Annotated in this window: 14 protein-coding genes; 8 read left to right on the top strand and 6 right to left on the bottom strand. The window is 51.0% G+C overall.

The features are described from left to right. The first annotated feature begins 182 nt into the window (after positions 1-182). Positions 183-713, top strand: coding sequence for a hypothetical protein (locus ACOQPU_RS05255; RefSeq protein WP_420644076.1), 531 nt, complete (start codon positions 183-185; stop codon positions 711-713). A 204-nt stretch (positions 714-917) separates the two neighbouring features. Next, positions 918-1,388, top strand: coding sequence for an Hsp20/alpha crystallin family protein (locus ACOQPU_RS05250; protein ID WP_420644075.1), 471 nt, complete (start codon positions 918-920; stop codon positions 1,386-1,388). Between the two features lie 44 nt (positions 1,389-1,432). Here the strand turns inward: ACOQPU_RS05250 and ACOQPU_RS05245 are convergent, their stop codons facing one another. Then, on the bottom strand, positions 1,433-2,734 hold the full coding sequence (locus ACOQPU_RS05245; RefSeq protein WP_420643889.1) for an IS701 family transposase: 1,302 nt from the start codon (positions 2,732-2,734) through the stop codon (positions 1,433-1,435). Positions 2,735-3,105: 371 nt separating this feature from the next. Here ACOQPU_RS05245 and dnaK point away from each other — a divergent pair, with 371 nt between their 5' ends. Together dnaK and ACOQPU_RS05235 are read left to right on the top strand one after the other, a co-directional pair. Then, the gene (gene dnaK, locus ACOQPU_RS05240; RefSeq protein WP_420644074.1) at positions 3,106-5,022 is read left to right on the top strand and encodes a molecular chaperone DnaK; all 1,917 of its coding nucleotides are present in this window, start codon (positions 3,106-3,108) and stop codon (positions 5,020-5,022) included. 55 nt (positions 5,023-5,077) lie between these two features. Beyond that, positions 5,078-6,037 (top strand): DnaJ C-terminal domain-containing protein, encoded by a 960-nt coding sequence (locus ACOQPU_RS05235; RefSeq protein WP_420644073.1) that lies wholly within the window; start codon positions 5,078-5,080, stop codon positions 6,035-6,037. 10 nt (positions 6,038-6,047) lie between these two features. Here ACOQPU_RS05235 and ACOQPU_RS05230 read toward each other — a convergent pair whose 3' ends face one another. Both ACOQPU_RS05230 and ACOQPU_RS05225 read right to left on the bottom strand, forming a co-directional pair. Then, positions 6,048-6,701: a hypothetical protein gene (locus tag ACOQPU_RS05230; protein ID WP_420644072.1), complete on the bottom strand. Its 654-nt coding sequence runs from the start codon at positions 6,699-6,701 to the stop codon at positions 6,048-6,050. Beyond that, a complete protein-coding gene (locus tag ACOQPU_RS05225; protein WP_420644071.1) occupies positions 6,698-8,197 on the bottom strand; it encodes an AAA family ATPase in 1,500 nt (499 codons plus the stop codon). The genes ACOQPU_RS05230 and ACOQPU_RS05225 overlap by 4 nt, the downstream gene beginning before the upstream one ends. Positions 8,198-8,383: 186 nt before the next feature. Between ACOQPU_RS05225 and clpB the strand changes: the two genes are divergently transcribed. Beyond that, positions 8,384-10,987, top strand: coding sequence for an ATP-dependent chaperone ClpB (gene clpB, locus ACOQPU_RS05220; protein ID WP_420644070.1), 2,604 nt, complete (start codon positions 8,384-8,386; stop codon positions 10,985-10,987). 151 nt (positions 10,988-11,138) lie between these two features. Then, the gene (locus ACOQPU_RS05215) at positions 11,139-11,630 is read left to right on the top strand and encodes a DUF2062 domain-containing protein (RefSeq protein WP_420644069.1); all 492 of its coding nucleotides are present in this window, start codon (positions 11,139-11,141) and stop codon (positions 11,628-11,630) included. Here ACOQPU_RS05215 and ACOQPU_RS05210 read toward each other — a convergent pair. Beyond that, entirely contained in the window at positions 11,614-11,865 is a 252-nt protein-coding gene (locus ACOQPU_RS05210; RefSeq protein WP_420644068.1) for a GlsB/YeaQ/YmgE family stress response membrane protein, read from the bottom strand. The two genes, ACOQPU_RS05215 and ACOQPU_RS05210, sit on opposite strands and share 17 nt — an antisense overlap. Before the next feature lie 679 nt (positions 11,866-12,544). On the opposite strand from ACOQPU_RS05210, the gene ACOQPU_RS05205 reads away from it, so the two are divergent. Further along, the gene (locus ACOQPU_RS05205) at positions 12,545-12,991 is read left to right on the top strand and encodes a CBS domain-containing protein (protein ID WP_420644067.1); all 447 of its coding nucleotides are present in this window, start codon (positions 12,545-12,547) and stop codon (positions 12,989-12,991) included. Here ACOQPU_RS05205 and carB read toward each other — a convergent pair. Both carB and carA read right to left on the bottom strand, forming a co-directional pair. After that, entirely contained in the window at positions 12,955-16,206 is a 3,252-nt protein-coding gene (gene carB / locus ACOQPU_RS05200) for a carbamoyl-phosphate synthase large subunit (RefSeq protein ID WP_420644066.1), read from the bottom strand. The genes ACOQPU_RS05205 and carB overlap by 37 nt on opposite strands. A 62-nt stretch (positions 16,207-16,268) precedes the next feature. After that, positions 16,269-17,420, bottom strand: coding sequence for a glutamine-hydrolyzing carbamoyl-phosphate synthase small subunit (gene carA / locus ACOQPU_RS05195; protein ID WP_420645810.1), 1,152 nt, complete (start codon positions 17,418-17,420; stop codon positions 16,269-16,271). Positions 17,421-17,671: 251 nt separating this feature from the next. Here carA and ACOQPU_RS05190 point away from each other — a divergent pair, with 251 nt between their 5' ends. Further along, complete coding sequence (locus ACOQPU_RS05190; protein ID WP_420644065.1) at positions 17,672-18,616, top strand: alpha/beta hydrolase; 945 nt, start codon at positions 17,672-17,674, stop codon at positions 18,614-18,616. Positions 18,617-18,677: the final 61 nt, after the last annotated feature.

The following is an 18,677-nucleotide window of genomic DNA, read 5'->3' as shown; positions in this document are numbered from 1 at the left end:
AGCTTTCGCTTAATCGTAAAAAAACCTGCCGGAGCATGACTTTGGCAGGTTTTTCTTTTGGGGTCATGGTCACAATATGACCCGGATGTGACTTCCGGCACATCAATTTGCACATCTGTTTTTTTATACTGACAAGCATCATTGAGTAATAAAAACAAGCAGATTTGATTTGGAGGAAGATCATGAAACAGCAAAAGAAGGATTTAACGGGTGGTTTGATTCTGTTAACGATTGGTTTAATCGCTTTGGCAGGTCAATTTATTACTGTACCCGAAAACTTTGGTGTGCTGATTGTGCCGGGTCTGGGAGCATTGTTCCTGGCATGGGGCATATTGAGCCGCAACGCTGGGCTGGTAATTCCTGGTGGCATTCTAAGCGGCGTGGGCTGGGGCATTTACGCAATTTCCGGGCCATTCTCTATTTGGCAAGGGGATAATGAAGGCGGTGTGTTCTTAATTTTCCTCGGTTTGGGATTTGGGTTGATTACGGTGGTAACGGCCGTTTTCACCAAAGAAACGCACTGGTGGGCACTCATACCCGGTGGGATCATCGCTCTGGTTGGGACCGCCGTGCTGTATGGTGGTGTACTGCTGACAGTCGTTGCCTTCCTGGGCAAGCTGTGGCCCGTGATTCTCATTCTGCTAGGCATCAGCATTTTGGTAAATGCCAACCGCGAGAAAGCCCCAGAGGATAAGTACGTATCAGAACAATAGGCAATCAATTTAGAAGCATAACGCAAACCGCTGTTCAGAAAGTTCTGGGCAGCGGTTTTTTGTTCGTATTGGTTGCGTTTACACATTTTTTATTTGTTGTTTATTTTTTTCTTACATTCTCTCCTCAAAATTGCAGGTGAATTGCTCAAAACAGTATGAAGTAGTTCAAAATAATTCACAATCTACATTTTTAGGAGGTATACCATGAACAAGATGATCCGTTGGAATCCTTTTGGTGAAATGGCCAGAATGCGTAGCGAGATTGACCGGTTGTTCGAAGATGCCTTCAATGCACCGGTTGGCAAATGGGAAAGCAACTCCGTGTGGGGCTTCCCACTGGACGTAACTGAAGATGATGATACGTTCACTGTAAAAGCGGCCGTTCCTGGCATGAACCCCGATGATTTGGATATTACCATTACCGATAATGTCCTAACCATTAAAGGTGAAAGCAAGGAAGAGGAAGTGCGCGATGACGAAAAAGTTCATCTGCGGGAACGTCGGTTTGGCAGCTTCATGCGCAGCATTAGCCTGCCCACACCGGTGGAATCTAACAATGTAGCAGCCACCATGAACAATGGCGTGCTCACACTGCAAATTCCCAAAGCTGAAGCCGTAAAACCAAAACGTATTGCTATTCACGCTGGCAATGGTACCACCGTTCTTGAAGGATAAGTGGCCGCCAACTAAGTTTGGTAATTAGTTTGACAATGTTAGATTCACGGGCCACGAGCCTTTCTAAGCCGTGACTTTCGTGAGCGAGTACGATTATCCAAGTGTTTGACAACCAATTCAGCCGCCTGGCGTGACGACAACTGCGGCAACGGCAACGCGGCTCGTAGCAAGGTACGAACGTTAACAATCGATAAATTGGGCAAAGTATCCGTTTCGTAGGCAGCCAACAAAGCCGGGTCACGAGGATATGCCTCCGTCCACTCGAGCAAGGTTTCGGTGATGAAGGCACTGGCCATGATGGTCAAGGCGAGATGGTGAACCCAGGCAGGGTACTTCTGGGCCTGAAATTCATCCCACCCCAACTCCGATTTGGCGTCCTGATGGGCCCGTTCGATGAAGTAGCGATGCGACTTGTGCCGGGCCATTGTCTCCAGAGGAATATCAGCCGGGGCATTGCTCAGTGAATAAGTAACTTTACCGTTGGCGCGGCGGATCAGCAGCCATTCCTGGCGGCAACTTCCCTCTTCACTGACGGTCCACACCCGTTGCCGGGCAAATTGGGCAGTGAGATGGCCCCGTTCATGTGGACGAAGGGTGATGGCGGTGAATGACAACGCCGATGCCAGTTGTTCAGGTGTGGTCTGACTGCCTAACACAGTAATTTGGACATGCTTGCGCTTTGGTTCCCGGATGACCTGAGGTTTCTCCAGATAAAGCGACAAGTTGCAGGGAATATCGGCAAAGTATTGGATGGACAGCTGGTCTAATTCAGCCCGCAACCAGTGGCTGCGGCCATACAAGCTGTCGCAGTCAAAGGCGTCAAAGGCGACGCCATTGGCCAGGACCCGCTTGACCATGACCAGTACCAGTTCGATCTTGGTCTGAAATTCCCGGTCAGCGGGGATGGCTAGCTTGTTGCGTCGCCGCGCATAGGCCGGGGTGAACCATTTTTCTGGCAAGTACAGTTCGCCATCAATCCAGGTGCGGTAGCCATCTTTGGCCAAGGCCAAAAACACACCCACCTGACTCATGTCAACTTTTCCCAGGCGACCATTGTGCTGCCGACTGCTGCCGGCGCTGCCATCACCGGCCTTCTCCTCTGCACTTTCATCAGCAATGAGGACACTGCCTTGCTGGTAGTGGGGCAAACTGCTGATATCTTGTTGCAGGACGGCGATCAAATCGTTCCCGGCCCAAGGTGAATCGGCGATGAATTGTTGCAGATTTTGTTCGGGGATTCCCGCTACACGGGCAATCCCGTTGATATGCCGGTTGCTCTCCATTCGTAACAAGCCACTCAGGTAATGATAGCCATATTCACTGGTATCGCGTGTCTTGGTTTTCATCCAATAACGATAACGTTCATGATACTGGTCAAGCCGCTCACCCAATTTATCGATAGCTGCTTCATTTAGCCCCCACTGGGCTAACCGTGAAGTTTTTTCTTTTCCATTTTCAAATTTTACTGATATTGGCTCTCACGAGCCTAATTTAACATTGTCAAATTAGTAAGTAAATGACAGGCACTGGGTCTATACGTCCAGTGCCTGTTTTTATGTGGGCAGATCATGGCTAAATTTGTGCATATGATTCTCTAACGGCCGTCTTACACAAATCATATGCAACTTTAGCAAAATAATGGTCGGGTTTTATGTAAAAGCCCATCCAAAAATGAATAATCGCACTTATGCGAAATAGTATCAAGAGGAGCATAAACATGAGCAAAATTATTGGTATCGACTTAGGTACAACGAACTCAGTCGTCACCGTGATGGAAGGTGGCGATGCTGTTGTCATTCCATCGGCCGAGGGTGGCAATACTACGCCATCCATTGTTGCCTTCAACAAAAAAGGGGAGCGACTGGTGGGTCAGACCGCCAAGCGGCAAGCCGTTGTCAATCCAGACAACACCATTTACTCCGTGAAGCGGCTAATGGGTCGTCATTTCGACGCCGAAGAAACTAAGCGCACCCAGAAAATGGTGCCTTATGAAATCGTCGCTGGGCCACAAAAAGATGCTCGCGTAAAAGTGCCGGTAGTAGACAAAACCTACTCCCCGCAGGAAATCTCTGCCTTCATTTTGCAAAAATTGAAGCGAGATGCCGAGGCATATCTGGGCACAACCATTACGCAAGCCGTTATCACCGTGCCCGCTTACTTCAATGACAGCCAACGGCAGGCTACCAAAGATGCAGGCAAGATCGCCGGTCTGGAAGTGCTGCGTATTATCAATGAGCCAACAGCCGCAGCCCTGGCCTATGGCTTAGATAAAAGCGAAGATCAAACCATCCTCGTCTTTGACCTGGGTGGCGGTACCTTTGACGTCTCCGTCCTGGAAGTTGGCGAAGGCGTGGTGGAAGTAAAATCAACCCATGGCGATACCCATTTGGGCGGTGACGACTGGGATGAGCGCATCGTAGACTGGATGATTGACGAGTTCAAGAAAGACCAAGGCATCGACCTGAGCCAAGACCGCCAGGCGTTGCAGCGACTGCGCGAAGCGGCCGAGAAGGCCAAAATTGAGCTGTCTACTCTGATGCAGACAGAATTGAATCTGCCGTTCATTACCGCCGACGCCAACGGACCGAAGCATTTGCAGCTTACGCTGACCCGCGCCCGGTTCGAGCAGCTTACCGAAGATTTGGTGCAGCGTTGCCGCCAACCGTTTGAAAAAGCATTGGCCGATGCGGGCATGTCAGCAACCGAGATTGATGAAGTCGTGCTGGTTGGTGGGTCGACCCGAATGCCGATGATTCAGGAATTGGCGCAGAGTTTAACCAACAAAGCGCCGAATAAAAGCGTCAACCCAGATGAGGTTGTGGCTCTGGGTGCTGCGATTCAGGGTGGCGTGCTGGCTGGCGATGTGAAAGATGTGCTGCTGCTAGACGTAACGCCGCTGAGCCTGGGTCTGGAGACGCTGGGTGGCGTGATGACACCATTGATTCCACGCAATACCACCATTCCTACGCGCAAAACCGAGGTGTTTAGCACGGCCGAAGATAGCCAAACGGCCGTTGACGTCCACGTGTTGCAGGGTGAGCGTCCAATGGCCAAGGATAACAAAACGCTGGGTATGTTCCGCCTGGACGGGATCCCCCCTGCGCCGCGCGGTTTGCCGCAAATTGAGGTAACATTCGACATTGATGCCAACGGCATTTTGGATGTGACGGCGAAAGACAAGGCAACTGGTAAGGAGCAAAAGATTCAGATCACTGCCTCCACCAATTTGTCTGAGGCGGAAGTTGAAGATATGGTCAACGCTGCCAAGCAGCACGAAGCAGAAGACAGCAAGCTACGTGACCTCATTCAGGCACGTAACCAGGCAGACCAGATGATTTACGCTACGGAAAAGAGCCTGAATGAGCTGGGAGACAAGGTAAATGAAGGTGAAAAGAGCCGGATTGAAGGGATGATTACTGAACTGAAAACGGCCGTTACCACCGAAGACACCACTCAAATTAAAACCCTGACCGAGCAGCTCCAGCAGGCCAGCTATGCGCTTAGTCAACAGCTATACCAAAGTCAGGCCCAGCCTGACAGCAACGGCAGTGCCAATGGTCACAGCAATGACAGTGGCCAAAGCAGCCAAGAAAACCCGGATGAAGTCGTAGAAGGCGAATTCCAAGAGATGTAAATAAATCAATTTTGGTAGGGGCGGTTCGCGAACCGCCCCTACTACGGGTGAATTTATGGATTATAAGGATTATTACAACATCCTCGGCGTACCAAAAACCGCTAGCCAGGATCAGATCAAAAAAGCATACCGTAAACTGGCTCGTAAATTTCATCCAGACTTAAACAAGGACGATCCGCAGGCAGAGCAACGCTTCAAAGATATTAACGAAGCAAATGAAGTGCTGTCTGACGCCGAAAAGCGGAAGATGTACGATCAATTTGGCTCGCAGTGGCAGCAGTACCAGCGCGCTGGCGGCCGTCCCGACGACTTTTGGTCACAATGGGGTGCCCAGCAGGGATTTGGCGGGCAAGGAGCCCGCACCGTCAATTCAGAGCAATTTGAGCAGATGTTTGGCGGTGGCGGCGGCTTTTCTGACTTCTTTGAAGCGTTGTTTGGCCAAATGGGCGCACGGGGGCCGGGCGGACAACAGGTCAATTTCAACGATATTTTTGGCCAGCAAGGGCAGCAATCTATCCGGCGCAGCCGCGATGTGGAGCACATGATCGAAATCTCGCTGGCGGAAGCGTTTTATGGCACCGGCCGCACGATACAGTGGGAAAACGGCCGTTCCATCGAAGCCAAAATTCCGCGCGGGGTCAAGACTGGCTCCCGCGTTCGTTTGAAAGGCCAGGGCCAAGACGGTGGCCACCTCTACCTGAGCGTTAAGGTCAACTCCGACCGCGAGTTCAAGCGGGACGGCGATAATTTGAAGACAGATATTCCAGTGGATTTGTATACGGCCGTCCTCGGCGGCCAGGTAGATGTAGCAACGATAGACCGCACCGTCAAGCTCACCATCCCCGCTGGAACCGCCAACGGCAAACAGTTCCGCCTGCGCGGGTTGGGGATGCCCAATCTGAAAAACCCAGAGGAACGGGGCAACTTAATTGCCACCTTGGACGTGCAGTTGCCTACAGAACTAAGTGAAGAAGAAAAAGAACTGTTTGAAAAATTGCGAGAAATGCGGGCTTAGTTCGATGACTTTAAACACTAAGAAACTGGCTAATTTCGTCTACTAATTCAGCCTCAAGCGCTGAAAATGCTGGTAAGTTACGAAGAATTGAAAAATCTTCTATGTAGGATGCAATTCTTTGCACTGCATGAGATTGATTTGAATTGAATCGCTTGAGACGCCTTCCTTTGAAACCACTGGCAACTTTTAACAAATCATGAAGGAGGATTTTCGGATCGGCTAAACTTTCTAATTTATGAATGGGCGGCATATCTAACTTGTGTCGCCCATTTCTATTTCCAGCCGCATATCGTATTGCCTGCTCATCAATAAGCAACCACGCTTCTTGCATTCTTATCGGCACAACACAAACAGCACTTGGCACATGAATGTCATTCTCAGCAATGCTAATTGCCTCTAAAATTTCTTCCTTTCTCTTTTCACGCGAAAATTTATCTGCATCCCGATGAACATATAGCAAATCGCAAGGATACAATCGTATAGACTCTCGGATCTTTGCTGCTAAATTCACCTTCTCGCTAAATCGAACCTCTCCTAAATCAGCCCATTCAGGCTGAATGGCCATTTGAATGCCATTCTCTCTCAGGAGCCAAGTTAAAATTGGCATTAGTGCTTTGTCTGAACTCCCCTCAGTTACAAATGTATACCTAAACTCATTCATCATTTCTCGTGAAGGAAAAGGCTTGGCTGCGGTTGAAGATCAAAACGATCGCGAACACGTGTAGATTTCTTTTTTGTTACGTATTGACGGTGGGTTGACTTATCACTGAAATCAATTACCTGCCGTAAGTAATCAATAACTTTTCCGCGCGCTACTGGCAGCCTATTAGGGTCTGCTTGAGAACGCCAAGTGTCTGGCAGCCAGCTAAACCGCACACTTTGGAAATAATCCCCATTCTTTACCGTTTCTTTTTGTTCAGCAATGAGCAAACTATCATCATTGACTTGATTAACCACAACTGGAGAATGCGTATTAATAATCACTTGTCGAAGAGGGTTATCTTTTCCAACTGGCTCCTCAGCATCAACCGCAATATCTTCCAATAAACGCAAAATTGCAGGGATTCGTTTGGGATGAATACCATTTTCCGGTTCTTCTAGGCAGATTACACCACCTGCTCTAGTGTCCTGTTCTAACACTGCCAACGCTAAAAACCGAAGTGTTCCATCTGATAATGAACGAGCAGGATGAATCGTTTCGTACCTATCTTGTACTTGAACAGTAAGAAGTTGCCGCTTTTCATCACGATCAATTTCAATTGCGTAAACATCATCAATAAGTTCTGCAAGACGGCTAGACACTTGATCATAAATCCATGTTGAAGAATCTTTAAAGCTTTCTTGCTTGGAATGTGTTTTGCTCAAATGGTATAGTGTCGCGGGCAAGTGTGAACCATCTGAACCCAATTCGGGTAAAGCAGTAAACTCATCTGGTTCCCGCAACGCAGAAGGTTCTAATTGTAACAACCGCCAGGATTGCATTTCACGCCGCGCCAGTAAAGCTGTTGGACTCTCGGTTGCATTCACTGTTGACAAAACCGTTCGGGGCAATGTTTGGGCAAGAAAAGTTTTGGGCATACCGCTGTTTCCATCTTGATGTAACCTAACTGTTCTGTTATCGCTTTCGCCCTCAGTTGAAATAAACGGTGAAGTTCGCCGACCTTTTACTGCTGATTTGCGCCAGCTACTCGCTTTGTGCTCGAAACGAAGGTGTTTTGGAGCATCACGAAGATTGATTTGTTCCAATTCTTCACTGATTAATCGCAACGATCCGACGGAAGGTAACGACCCTTCCTCTACAAAAGTCAAAGCAATTTTATATCGGACAAATGTAATGGAAGCCTTTGCAGGTTGCCCCAAATCGTCTATCCCTTCCGCAGGAATAATCATTTCAGCTTCAAACTTCATTACTTCTTCGTCTTTATTTTTTGTTCGATGAAATAAAGAACGAATATTGGTTGTTCGGCCACTTTCTGATTTACGGACAGATAAAGCAGCTTCTAGAAAAGTGTTGCCAGCAAGCTCACTCAAGAAAAGGATGGCATCGAAAAGATTGGATTTACCAACACCATTTGCCCCTGCAATACAGGTAAATGGGCCGAAGCGAACATCAACATCAACCAGATTTTTGAAACCGCTGACTTTTAGACGAGTTAGCATATTGCCTCCATTCACATTATGGACTGCTCCCAAGTATACAACAATATTTATGACAACGCGCTTTATGACTCCTGCTCCTTAGCTCCCATGTTAAAACCAGGGGTATCATCTTACTTGTTTCTAACTTGGAGATGACATACTTGTTACGTTTCGAAAATAAAAATCAAGTAATGGAAGCGAGTTGAAATGAGATTAGAAAAATTTACCCAAAAAGCCCAGGAAGCGGTTTTGGAAGCGCAAAACTTAGCTCAGGGCTACAACCCTCCGGCGATTGAGCCAGAACATCTACTAAGTGCCCTGGTGGCGCAAGAAGGCGGCGTGGTACCTTCGCTGCTTAAGCGCATTGGTACAGATGCCAGCCTACTGCGGAACAGTTTGCAGCAGACCTTGGAGAGACTGCCCCGCGCTACCGGCAGCAGCGTCCAGGTGGGCATCAGCCGCAATCTGAATGCCTTGGTTGAAGAGGCGCAAAGCATCGCCGACAACATGAAGGACGACTACGTTTCTACCGAGCATCTGCTGATGGCAATGGCCCAGCCCAAAGCGGGCAACATGCGCGACCTGTTAGCACGACACGGCATCGACTACAACAGCATTATGCAGGCATTGGCCGCCGTGCGCGGTTCGCAGCGGGTCACCAGCCAAAATCCAGAAGCACAGTACGAAGCGTTGGTGAAATACGGCCGTAACCTCACCCAAGAAGCCCACAAAGGCAAGCTCGATCCGGTAATCGGCCGTGACGAAGAAATTCGGCGCGTTATTCAAATATTGAGCCGCCGCACCAAAAACAATCCGGTGCTCATTGGCGAACCCGGCGTCGGTAAAACGGCCATCGCCGAAGGGCTGGCCCAGCGCATCGTGCGCGGCGACGTACCGCTGGGGTTAAAAGAAAAGCGACTGGTTGCCCTAGATTTGGGCGCATTGGTCGCCGGAGCCAAATATCGGGGCGAATTTGAAGAGCGGCTCAAAGCCGTCCTCAAAGAGATTCAAGAGGCCGAAGGCGAAATTATCCTCTTTATTGACGAGATGCACACGCTGGTGGGCGCAGGCGCGGCCGAAGGTAGCATGGACGCCAGCAATATGCTCAAGCCGCTGCTGGCCCGTGGCGAACTGCACGCCATCGGTGCCACGACGCTGGATGAATTTCGCAAATATATTGAAAAAGATGCCGCCCTGGAACGCCGCTTCCAGCCCGTTTTTGTGGGCGAACCAAGCGTGGAGGACACGATTTCGATTTTGCGGGGCCTCAAAGAGCGGTACGAGGTGCATCACGGTGTGCGCATCACCGATGGGGCGACCATTGCCGCCGCCACCTTAAGCAATCGCTACATCACCGACCGCTTCCTGCCGGACAAAGCCATCGACCTGGTGGACGAAGCCGCCAGCCGCCTGCGTATGGAAATCGACAGCAAACCGGCTGACCTGGACGTGGTAGACCGCGACATCATGCAGCTAGAAATTGAGCGAGAAGCACTGAAAAAAGAAAAGGATAAAGCCAGCAAAGAGCGTTTGAAAAAGCTGGAAGAGGAGCTGGCCAACCTGAAAGTACAAAGCACGCAGCTTACCGCCCGTTGGCAGGCAGAAAAGGAAGCCATTGAGCGCATCCAATCGGTTAAAGAGCAGATTGACCAGCTCAACGTGAAAATTGAGCAAGCGCAGCGGGAGATGGATTACCAGAAGGCCGCGGAGTTGCAATACGGCCGTCTTCACGAACTGGAACAATCGCTCAAGCAAGCCAGCGACAAGCTGACCGCCATGCAGCAGGACGGTGCGCTACTCAAAGAAGAAGTTGGCACCGAAGAGATTGCCCAAATCGTCGCCAAATGGACGGGCATTCCGGTGAGCAAACTGCTGGAAGGCGAGGTTGAAAAACTCGTTCACATGGAAGATCGTCTACATGACCGCGTGGTGGGTCAAGACGAAGCGATTGCCGCTGTCGCTAACGCCGTGCGCCGCAGTCGCTCCGGGCTGCAAGACCCCAATCGCCCCATCGGCAGCTTCATCTTCCTAGGGCCAACCGGCGTTGGCAAAACGGAGCTAGCCCGCGCCCTGGCCGAGTTCCTGTTCGACGATGAGCGCAACATGGTGCGAATTGACATGAGCGAATATCAGGAGCGGCACACCGTCGCTCGGCTTATCGGCGCACCGCCTGGGTACGTGGGGTACGATGAAGGTGGTCAGTTGACGGAAGCTGTGCGGAGACGGCCGTATTCCGTCGTGCTGTTCGATGAAATTGAGAAGGCACACCCTGAAGTGTTTAACGTGTTTTTACAGGTGCTGGATGACGGCCGTCTCACCGATGGGCAGGGCCGCACCGTTGATTTTCGCAATACGGTCATCATCATGACCAGCAACATCGGCAGCCAATACATTCTGGACACCAGTGACGAAGCGGTAATGGAAGAGCGCGTCATGGCCGCCTTGCGCGACCATTTCCGGCCCGAATTTTTGAACCGGGTAGATGAAATTGTGCTGTTCCACCGCCTAACGCGGGAAGAGCTGCGCGAGATTGCCCAGATTCAGCTCAACCAGATGCGCGACCTGCTGGATCGGCGCGGCATTTCGGTAGCCCTTACGCCCGCCGCCACCGACCACCTCATCGAAGAAGGGTACGATCCGGCATACGGGGCACGTCCGCTCAAGCGTGTCATCCAGCGGCAAATCATCGATCCGCTGGCGCTTAAGCTCATCCAGGGCGACATCCACGATGGCGATCACGTCTCGGTGGATGTGCAGGGTGGGGTGCTGGATTTTAGTGTGGTGGAAACGGCAACGGCCGTTCCAAGTTAACACGCAAATCAACCAAAAAATCATGACTGTAAAACGGCTAACACCGCGCGGTGTTAGCCGTTTACGTTTCTAAACCTAGCGTCAGGTTTACACTGGGATGGCGTATGGTTTCAGACCATTTTCTACGATTTGGATTTTGTAAACTGCAAGCATGGAAATGAAAGTTGATTTGTCTCTGAACCGCATAAAAGCTGCCCACCTTTACCAAACTGCAAAGGAAAAAGTAGCTGCACTGCTCAAAGTCGAAGCCTCCGCCCAAAATCAGGCAATGGGCTTTGCGGTAGGTACATTTATTAGCCTGCTGCCCACGCCAGGCTTTAACTTTGCCCTGGCATTAATGCTCGCTGGCTGGCTCCGGCTGCATAAAGCAACGGTTATGCTCTCGCTAGCAATCTGGAATGTGTTTGTGACGGCACCGTTTTTTGCGTTGAGCTATCGTTTGGGGAGTTGGTTGTTCCCCGCACCCGCCACCGTTTCTGTTACAGAACAGTGGCAGGCACAGGTGATTTCATTTGTACAGGGGTTTTTGGTAGGGAATTTGATTGTGGCTGCCGTGGTAACGGCCGTTTCCTACACCATTGTCTTCTTAATTGCCTGGATTCTCCGGGAGAAGCGTAGCCAAGCAGCTACTTCCGCTTCGTAGCCCCGGTAACAACCAGCAAAAGGATCGCGCCAACAACGGCTACAAAAAAGCTCCGCCAGTCAAAACCAAAGCTAAACGTTTCGCCGGTAATAAACTGCATAATCAAACCGCCAACAAACGCACCTACGACGCCGATGACAATGTTAAACAAACAGCCAGATCGTTTGCTACCGGCAATCATGCCGGCTACGCCGCCAGCCAAAGCACCAAAAATAATCCACGATAAAATACTCATTTTGTATTCTCCTTTTTTATGAAAGCGGAAAGATTCTGATAATAAGAAGTGCCATTTATCCCGTTTTCACCTACTGGCAGTTTACTTTGCCACTTTGTTCAATATTGTAACGCTATACGTAAGATAAAATCATTATGTTTCTCATGAATAAACGATTCCCCTAAACCTTTTTTTGATTTCTCCTTTTCAAAACAGTGCCTCGCAAGAGGCGTTGTTTTGTTTTAACAAACCGCAGACGTAACCCATGTTGTAAGCAATCCAGCCTAAAATTTGTTTATGGAGCAGCGCCACACAACCTCCTCTCCCAAGGTTGTATGATGCTCAGGATACGGCTTCATTTTTGTTTGTGGCGCTGCTTTTCTTACTGTCAGATGGTTCGTAAGAAATTATTTTTAACGTATGAATTAACTTCTTCACGCTTAATTAAAGCTTATTCTGCTCCAGACGCCGTGCTCCCCGCACGGCGTCTCCTCTTTTAACAACCATCCTCTCAAAATTGGCTATTCGACCACAATAGAATCATGGCGAACGGCCGTTGCAGTTGTCATTTAGAACGCGTGACTTTTGTTACTGCGGGAATAGGCCAATGGATTGTACTATTTTGATTGAGGCCATTCTCTGCATAGGCAAATTAAAGAACCATACAGACGCAAAAAAAGCGTGTACAGGAGCAATCCTCATGAAAAAAGAGTTAGTCCGCAACTGGATGACCGAAGAAGTAATTACCGTAAAGCCGCAAACTTCTTTGCCAGAAGCCCATCAAATCATGATGGATGAAGAAATTCGCCGCTTGCCAGTTGTAGATGATGACAATATTCTAATTGGCATTATCACGCTGGGTGACGTTCGCGGTGCCCAACCTTCTCCAGCCACTTCCTTGAGCATTTGGGAGCTGAACTATCTACTGTCCAGTTTGATTGTAGAAAAAATCATGACTCCCCAGCCAATGACCATCAAGCCAGAAGCCACCATTGGCGACGCCGCTCGTACGATGCTGGAACACCGGGTCAGTGGGCTGCCAGTTGTAGACGATGAAGGCAAGCTGGCGGGCATCATCACCGAATCAGACATCTTCAGCATGGTGGTCATTCACGAATGGAGTGAAGGCGAAGCAGAAGTGGCATGATGCGCTTGTAAACTGCGCACGCGCAGCTCTTTTTTGCGTAATGCCTTAATTCCACTAACCGCCGCCTGGGCTGCCGACATGGTGGAAATGAGCAAAATGTTGTGCCGAATAGCGGCTGACCGCAGTGCAGCCTGATCTATGTGAGCCTGTGGCCCCAATGGCGTGTTTATGATGAGCTGAACCGCACCTGACGAGATGAGCTGAACCGTGTTTAAGCCCGGCTCACTCGCTTTGGTTACCATTGTCACCGGCAATTTGGCTTTTTGTAGGGTAACGGCCGTTCCTTCCGTAGCATAAAGTTCAAACCCCAATCTGTGTAAATCTCGCGCAATTTTTAACGCTGTCGATTTATCAAAATCGTTGACGGTCACTAGCACCGCGCCTTCCAATAGCAGGGGTGTACCTACGGCCAGTTGTGATTTGGCAAAGGCATGGCCAAACTGCGAGGCATGTCCCATCACCTCGCCCGTGCTGCGCATTTCTGGCCCAAGTCGCGTGTCTGCACCGGGGAGCTTATTGAAAGGCAACACGGCTTCCTTCACAAAAAAGCCATCTATGGGCGGCATGTGGGTAAAATTCAGCTCTGATAGGCGGCATCCAGCCTGCACTTGGGCCGCAATACGCGCCACCGGCAGCCCCGTCGCTTTGCTTACAAATGGCACAGTTCGGCTGGCGCGCGGATTCACCTCAATGACGTAAACCACGTCATCTTTAATAGCAAACTGGATATTCATCAAGCCGCGCACGCCCAATGCCAGCCCCAGCTTTTCTGTGTAATCCTGAATAATATTGAGATGGTACAGGCTAATTTTATAAGGTGGCAGCACGCAGGCACTGTCGCCAGAGTGGATGCCAGCCTCTTCGATATGCTGCATTACCCCGGCCATGACGACGCGCTCGCCATCAGCCACGGCATCAACGTCCACCTCAAAAGCATCCTCGATGAACTGATCGATGAGGAGTGGGCTGCCAGGGGATACCTGCGCCGCTTTTGCCAAGAAGGTGCGCAAGGAATCATCATCGTAGGCAATGGCCATTGCCCGACCCCCCAGCACAAAAGACGGCCGTACCAAAACCGGATACCCAATCTCATGCACCACGTCCAACGCTTCTTCAAGCGAATTAGCCAAGCCCCATGCCGGATGATCTATCTCTAGGCTGTGCAATAAATCCCCAAAACGGCCGCGTGATTCGGCTAAATCAATGCTGTCCGGCGGGGTTCCCCAGATGGGCACCCCTGCTGCTGCCAAGCCTGCCGTCAGGTTAATAGGCGTTTGGCCACCAAACTGCACAATTACCCCTTCTGGCTGCTCTACATCAACAATGTTCAGCACATCTTCCAGGGTAAGTGGCTCAAAGTAAAGGCGATCGGCCGTATCGTAGTCGGTGCTAACGGTTTCCGGGTTACAGTTGACCATGATGGTTTCGTACCCCATCTCCCGCAGTGCCCAGCACGCTTGCACACAGCAGTAATCAAACTCAATCCCCTGGCCGATTCGGTTGGGGCCACCGCCCAAAATCATTACTTTCTTTCGATCGGTTGGCTCGGCTTCGCAGGCGGATTCGTAGGTGGAGTAAAGGTAGGGTGTGAACGCTTCAAACTCAGCCGCGCAGGTATCTACGCGATAATAAACGGGGGTGATCCCCAATTCCAAACGCAATTGGCGCACGGCCGTTTCCTCCATACCTACCGCATTGCCAATCACCTTATCAGAGAACCCATGCCGCTTGGCCCGGCGGAGGAGATTGGTGATTGGAGATTGGTTTTTAGCATCCAACAATCTCCAATCTCCAATCTCCAATTTTTCCAACTCGGACTCAATTTCCAGAATTTCCCGCAACTGCACCACAAACCAGGGATCAATAGCGGTTTCAGCGATGATTTCCCGGGCGGAACGGCCGTTTCCCATTGCCGCCGCCATCTGAAACAACCGCTGCGCCGTCGGGACGTTTAATGCAGCTTCCGAAGATTGCGCGGCCAAAGCCCGGCTGAAACCAAGGATGCCAATATCCAGCCCGCGAATCGCCTTGTTCAACGCCTCAGTGAAGGTACGGCCGATTGCCATCACCTCCCCCACACTCTTCATCTGGGGTCCCAGGGTTGGGTCCACGCCGGGGAACTTTTCAAAGTTCCAGCGCGGAATTTTGACAACGCAATAATCAATGCTTGGCTCAAAGCTGGCAGGGGTGACGCGGGTAATGTCGTTGGGAATTTCATCCAGCGTGTAGCCAACCGCCAGCAACGCCGCAATCTTGGCAATAGGAAAACCCGTCGCTTTGCTAGCCAGCGCCGACGAGCGGGAGACGCGCGGATTCATTTCGATGACTATTACCTGACCATTTTCCGGGTTCACGGCAAACTGGACGTTACTACCGCCCGTCTCCACACCGACAGTCTGCATGATCGTCTTGGCCAGATCACGCAAATATTGATACTCCTTGTCCGTTAGCGTTTGGGCGGGCGCAACGGTGATGCTGTCACCCGTGTGGACGCCCATCGGGTCCACATTTTCAATCGAGCAAACCACCACAAAATTGTCCGCCTTATCCCGCATCACTTCCAGTTCATACTCTTTCCAGCCCAGCAGCGACCGTTCAATAAGCACCTCACTGACCGGACTGGCGCGTAAACCATGCTCCACAACGGCGGCAAACTGGTCACGGCTGTAGGCCACACCGCCGCCACTGCCACCCAGCGTAAACGACGCTCGTACCAGCATCGGGAAGCCGATTTCATCGACCACCGCCTCGGCTTCCTCTAAAGAATGCACAAAATGACTCACCGGCACCGGCACGCCCGCCTCAATCATCGCCTGCTTAAATTTGGACCGATCTTCTGCCAGACGAATGGCGCGTAAATCTGCACCGATAAGCTGCACGCCATGTTTGGCCAAGATGCCAGATTCCGCCAGCTCCACAGCCAGATTTAGCCCGGTTTGGCCACCAACCGTGGGTAAAATCGCATCGGGCCGTTCGGCTATAATGATTTTTTCAATGAGTTCGGCCGTCAGCGGTTCGATGTAAGTGGCATCGGCAAATTCGGGGTCAGTCATGATGGTGGCGGGGTTGGAATTGACCAAAATGACGCGGTACCCTTCGCGGCGCAGCACCTTGCACGCCTGCACACCCGAGTAATCAAATTCGCATCCCTGCCCAATCACAATCGGGCCGGAGCCAAGAACCAAAATTGCCTGAATATTTGTGTTTTTAGGCACAGTCTCTCCTTGAAGTCGGAGATTGAGGTTTGGAAATTAGAGATTGGAATTTGCTGAAATCTCTAATCTCCAATCTCTAATCTCTCTAATGTTTCTGCCTGCATCAGTTCAATAAACTTTGCAAAAAGCTCGTCCGAATCGTGGGGACCGGGGGAGCTTTCAGGATGGTATTGCACGGAGTATGCTTTATGCTCCGGGGCAATCAGTCCTTCGCAGCAGTTGTCGTTGAGGTTGAGGTGAGAGACAGTCACGCTGGCAGGCAAGGTGTTGGCATTGACGGCAAAGCCGTGGTTGTGGCTGGAAATTTGCACTTCATTGGTAGCAGTAATTTGCACCGGCTGGTTGCCGCCGCGATGACCGAATTTGAGCTTGTAAGTTTCTGCACCAAGGGCCAACGCCAGAATTTGATGCCCCAGGCAAATGCCAAAAATCGGTTTTTGGCCAAGGAGTTGGCGAACGGCCGTAACCGCATAGTCACACGCCGCCGGGTCACCTGGCCCATTTGAGAGGAAAATACCATCTGGGTTGAGTGCCAGCACTTGGTCTGCGGAGGTCGTGGCAGGCACCACCGTCACCCGGCAGCCTCGCGCTGCCAGCAGCCGCAAAATGTTCCGCTTTATGCCAAAATCATAGGCCACCACATGAAACTGCTCACCGTCTCCTGATAACTGACCACTGTCCGGCCGCCACCAATCCTGTCCCTCAGCCCAGTGGTACGACTCCTTGCAACTCACCTCACGGGCCAGATCAAGTCCGTTCATGTCTCGGGCGGTGCGGGCCAGGGCAAGAACGGCTTCCGGATCGGTGGTTGTGCTGGAGATGGCGGCTCGCATCGCCCCGTGGGTGCGAATGTGGCGCACCAGGGCACGGGTGTCCACATCGGTAATGGCAACGATACCTCGGTCAGCCAAATAATCAGGCAGGGGTTGTTGGGAACGCCAGTTGCTCACCACTGGACTAAGCTGGCGAATGATCAGCCCGGCTGCCCAAACGCGATTGCTCTCGTCGTCTTCGGGCGTGGTGCCAATATTGCCGATGTGGGGCATGGTCATGGTGACGAGTTGGCCGTGATAGGAGGGGTCGGTGAGAATTTCCTGGTAGCCCGTGAGGCTGGTGTTGAAAACGATCTCGCCACTGGTTTGGCCAGCGGCACCAAAGCCAAAACCGGGCCACAACGTACCATCTTCTAAAGCGAGTAAGGCGGGGACAAGCATTCGTTGCATCGCATCTCCTCTGAAAATAAATTTGCCACAGAGATCACAAAGAAAAGAGAGAAAATCTGTTCAATAGGTCTGACAAATTTCCAGGTGTTGCTGCCAAATTTTTTGCCTGAAGGTGGCAAAACAACTCTAGTCTATCAGAATTTTGGCAATCGGACGTGAAAAAATTGTCTGAATTCCAAAGGTGTTTGATGAGCTACTTTTACCTGTGCAGACGTCAAGCACACGGGTGGTTCAATTTGGGAATGTGGGAGGTGGTAAGTACGGCCGTTTTCAATTACCGTATCTTCATCATGCCCAAGCTAAATTACAAAGTTCCTATCGTCATCGTTTTGCTGCTGTTGGTTGGTCTGGCAGGATTTGTCCACAGTCGCGCTCGTCGGCTTGTTTCCCCACCCCGCACGTTTACACACGAAACCCCCAGCGACTATGGGATTGCCGATTGGCAAGAAGTCACCTTTGCTACGGAAGATGACCTGCAACTGGCAGGTTGGTACGTGCCGCCGCAAGGAAGAGGGGGGGCAACAATCATTTTTGTCCACGGCCTGGGCAGCAACCGTGGGGCTTTGTTAAATCAGGCGGCCATGTTGGCCGAGAAGGGGTATGGGGCCTTGCTGTTTGATTTGCGGGCACACGGCCGTAGCGAGGGACACAAAAGTAGCTGGGGTCTGGACGAAGTAGAAGATGTAAAAGCCGCCCTGAGCTTTTTGCAGTCCAAACCAGAAGTTGATCCAGGCAAAATCGGGCTGGCAGGGCATTCGATGGGCGGGGCAATTGCCATTCGGGCAGCGGCTCAGCTACCAGAGATTCGCCTGGTTGTAGCCGAGAGTGTCTACACAAATTTTACAGATAACCAGCACCGGCTGACGGTTGCTTTTGCCCGGCTACCCGAGTGGACCGCGCCGGTCATCATGCGGTGGGCGGAATGGATTGCAGGGGTAGACAGCAGCCAACTAGCCCCGTTGACAGAAGTAGCCTCGCTTTCACCGCGTCCCATTTTGTTCATCCAGGGCGGACGCGACAAGATTGTGCATGTGAGTAATGGCTCTACTTTGTATGAAACGGCCGTTTCCCCCAAAGAACGCCTGCTCATCCCGAATGCCGACCACACCAATCTTTTTGAAACCGGGCCAGAGCTTATGACCAAACGAATGAGGCGGTTTATGGCTGATTTCCTGACAGAAAGATAGTTACATTTAGAGGAAATCTAAAGGAAGTTTGTCAGGTCTGTATAAGCCCAGCGGATGGTGG

Origin of the sequence: Candidatus Leptofilum sp. (genome assembly GCF_965223285.1) — a bacterium.
GTDB lineage: Bacteria > Chloroflexota > Anaerolineae > Promineifilales > Promineifilaceae > Leptofilum.
This window is presented reverse-complemented; position numbering and strand designations above follow the sequence as displayed.